This window comes from Promicromonospora sp. NPDC090134, from assembly GCF_044746965.1.
In the GTDB taxonomy this organism is placed as follows: Bacteria; Actinomycetota; Actinomycetes; order Actinomycetales; family Cellulomonadaceae; genus Promicromonospora.
In genome coordinates this window covers 1-1,551 of the sequence record NZ_JBIVCZ010000025.1, presented here as the reverse complement: position 1 = coordinate 1,551, position 1,551 = coordinate 1, and the positions used below count along the sequence as shown (strand labels likewise).

Annotated in this window: 1 rRNA gene; it reads right to left on the bottom strand. The window is 56.7% G+C overall.

Annotated elements, in window-relative coordinates:
- A 23S ribosomal RNA gene (locus ACIPN7_RS29835) occupies positions 1–1,551 on the bottom strand; the annotation flags it as partial.

Sequence of the window (1,551 nt, the reverse complement as noted above, 5' to 3'; positions counted from 1 at the left end):
TGAAGTTATCGGCAGGTTAGTACCGGTCAGCTCCACAGGTCTTCAGTCCCTGCTTCCACATCCGGCCTATCAACCCAGTGGTCTGCTGGGTGCCTCTCACACACAAGGTGTATGGAAACCTCATCTCGAAGCAGGCTTCCCGCTTAGATGCTTTCAGCGGTTATCCCTTCCGAACGTAGCCAACCAGCCATGCTCCTGGCGGAACAACTGGCACACCAGAGGTTCGTCCGTCCCGGTCCTCTCGTACTAGGGACAGCCCTTCTCAAGTTTCCTACGCGCGCAGCGGATAGGGACCGAACTGTCTCACGACGTTCTAAACCCAGCTCGCGTACCGCTTTAATGGGCGAACAGCCCAACCCTTGGGACCTACTCCAGCCCCAGGATGCGACGAGCCGACATCGAGGTGCCAAACCATGCCGTCGATATGGACTCTTGGGCAAGATCAGCCTGTTATCCCCGGGGTACCTTTTATCCGTTGAGCGACGGCGCTTCCACAAGCCACCGCCGGATCACTAGTTCCGACTTTCGTCCCTGCTCGACCTGTCGGTCTCACAGTCAAGCTCCCTTGTGCACTTGCACTCGACACCTGATTACCAACCAGGCTGAGGGAACCTTTGAGCGCCTCCGTTACATTTTAGGAGGCAACCGCCCCAGTTAAACTACCCACCAGGCACTGTCCCTGATCCGGATCACGGACCGAGGTTAGACATCCGAAGCGATCAGAGTGGTATTTCAACAATGACTCCACCCGAGCTGGCGCCCGAGCTTCACAGTCTCCCACCTATCCTACACAAACCGCACCGAACACCAATACCAAGCTATAGTAAAGGTCCCGGGGTCTTTCCGTCCTGCTGCGCGTAACGAGCATCTTTACTCGTAGTGCAATTTCGCCGAGTTCGCGGTTGAGACAGCGGAGAAGTCGTTACGCCATTCGTGCAGGTCGGAACTTACCCGACAAGGAATTTCGCTACCTTAGGATGGTTATAGTTACCACCGCCGTTTACTGGGGCTTAAATTCTGGGCTTCGCCGAAGCTAACCCGTCCTCTTAACCTTCCAGCACCGGGCAGGCGTCAGTCCGTATACATCGTCTTGCGACTTCGCACGGACCTGTGTTTTTAGTAAACAGTCGCTTCTCCCTGGTCTCTGCGGCCCTCCCCGCGTCCCCCAGCAAGTGGGTTAACGGTTCAGGCCCCCCTTCTCCCGAAGTTACGGGGGCATTTTGCCGAGTTCCTTAACCACGATTCACTCGATCGCCTTAGTATTCTCTACCTGACCACCTGAGTCGGTTTAGGGTACGGGCGGCTAGTCCCTCGCGTCGAGGCTTTTCTAGGCAGCATAGGATCACCAGATTCCCGCATACACGGTCACTATCAGCTCTCACCCTTAACGACACCCGGATTTGCCTAGGTGTCGGGCTACAACCTTGGACGTGGACAACCATCGCCACGCCTGGCTACCTTCCTGCGTCACCCCTGTTAACACGCTTACCTACTACCGGATCAGGTCCCACGCCTCCCCCACGATGTCACCCGAAGGCAACGGTGCGGGCT